The organism is Gilliamella sp. B2923, assembly GCF_026536565.1.
Classification (GTDB): Bacteria; Pseudomonadota; Gammaproteobacteria; order Enterobacterales; family Orbaceae; genus Gilliamella.
On sequence record NZ_JAFNNZ010000033.1, the window covers coordinates 723 to 2,693 of the forward strand.

At 36.0% G+C, this 1,971-nt stretch carries 2 protein-coding genes; both read right to left on the reverse strand.

From position 1 onward, the window contains the following. The coding region (locus tag J3U42_RS12140) for a tetratricopeptide repeat protein (protein ID WP_267336594.1) at positions 1 to 770 on the reverse strand (770 nt) is incomplete at its 3' end. A 332-nt stretch (positions 771 to 1,102) separates the two neighbouring features. After that, on the reverse strand, positions 1,103 to 1,948 hold the full coding sequence (locus J3U42_RS12145; RefSeq protein WP_267336595.1) for a tetratricopeptide repeat protein: 846 nt from the start codon (positions 1,946 to 1,948) through the stop codon (positions 1,103 to 1,105). Positions 1,949 to 1,971: the final 23 nt, after the last annotated feature.

Here is a 1,971-nt window from a genome sequence, read left to right on the forward strand (position 1 = left end):
GCTTTAGTATACCAATAGAGCGCTTTTTCTTTATCGACTTTGACACCGTCTCCTTCGTAATACATAAGGCCTAAATTATATTGCGCGGAATCAACACTTTGTTCTGCGGCTTTAGTATACCAATAGAGCGCTTTTTCTTTATCGACTTTGACACCGTCTCCTTCGTAATACATAAGGCCTAAATTATATTGCGCGTCACCAACCCCTTGTTCTGCGGCTTTAGTATACCAATAGAGCGCTTTTTCTTTATCGACTTCGACACCCTCACCTTCGTAATACATCAATCCTAAATTATATTGCGCATCATCAATGCCTTGTTCTGCGGCTTTAGTATACCAATAGAGCGCTTTTTCTTTATTAACTTTGATACCATCACCATCGTCATACATCAATCCTAAATTAAATTGTGCGTCACCAACACCTTGTTCTGCGGCTTTAGTATACCAATATAGCGCTTTTTCTTTATCAACTTTGACACCTTCACCATCGGCATACATAATCCCAATACTAAATTGCGCATCACCATCCCCTTGTTCAGCGGCTTTAGTAAACCAATATAGCGCTTTTTCTTTATTGACTTTGACGCCCTCACCTTCGGCATACATCAGTGCTAAGTTATATTGAGCATCCCTATCTCCCTGCTCTGCCTCACTGTTACAAACAACTAAAGCTTTATCAAAAACTTCTTGTTCTAAATAAGTAATGCAATCATTAGCGTAAGCCGTCGTCGATAATAATGCTGTTAATACAACAAATAGTACTTTTTTCATTAGTTTTCCTTAAATTCCTAAAATATAATAATTTTTTTATTTTGCCTGCTAGCAAGAAAAGAACAAAAATACGTTTACCATCTATTACTTGTTAACAATGTACTTTTAAATCGCTTATCGGTATCGGGTTATATGGTTGATAAAATGGTTAACACACCACCCTAACTTATTGGGTCGCATCAAAGTGTCACTGTTGAGCCAATTTATAACAAAAAAGTAATTGTGTTAACAGAATAAATGACATTTTGAGGCGGTATAAAAAAAGAACTGCTTTAATATGTAAAGCAGTTCTTTTAGCAGATTTCTATTTTTGCGTGATTTATAAATAATGTTTATTCCATTTCTTTATAAAGGATATCACAACTTTCTTTAAATTTTAGATAACAAGCTTGTTCAAAATACTTACTAGCTAACTTGCTATTTTTTTCAACACCATCACCTTCATAATACATAATACCTAATCTATACATTGCATCAGTATTTTCCCAATCTGCTGCTTTTGTATACCAATAGAGCGCTTCCTCTTTATTGACTTCGACACCATCACCTTTATCATACATACGCGCTAAATCATATTGCGCATACTCACTCCCTCGTATTGCTGCTTTTGTATACCAATAGAACGCTTTTTCTTTATTAACTTTGACGACTTTGACAGCATCTTTACCTTCGTCATATATACGTGCTAAATGATGTTGCACGCCAGCCAAATTATCTTTTACCTGTGCTTTAGCTTGAGAGTACCAATATCGTGCTTTTTCTTTATTGACTTCGATACCCTTACCCTGATCATACATATATACTAACTCTAATTGCGGCAAAACATACCCTACTTTTGCCGCTTGAGTATACCAATTTAGCGCTTGTTCTTTATTGACTTCGACACCGTCTCCTGATTCATATATACGTGCTAAATGATATTGCGCATCATCATGCCCCTGTTCCGCTGCTTGAGTGTACCAATAGAGCGCTTTTTCTTTATTAACTTCGACTCCCTTACCTTCGCCATACAGAAGGGCTAAGTAAAACTGAGCTCTGCTATCTCCCTGCTCAGCCTCAGTGTTACAAGCAATGAAAGCTTGATCAAATTTTTCTAGAATAAAATCAATAATGCAATCATTAGCGTAAGCCGTCGTCGATAATAATGCTGTTAATACAACAAATAGTACTTTTTTCATTAGTTTTCCTTAAATTCCTAAAA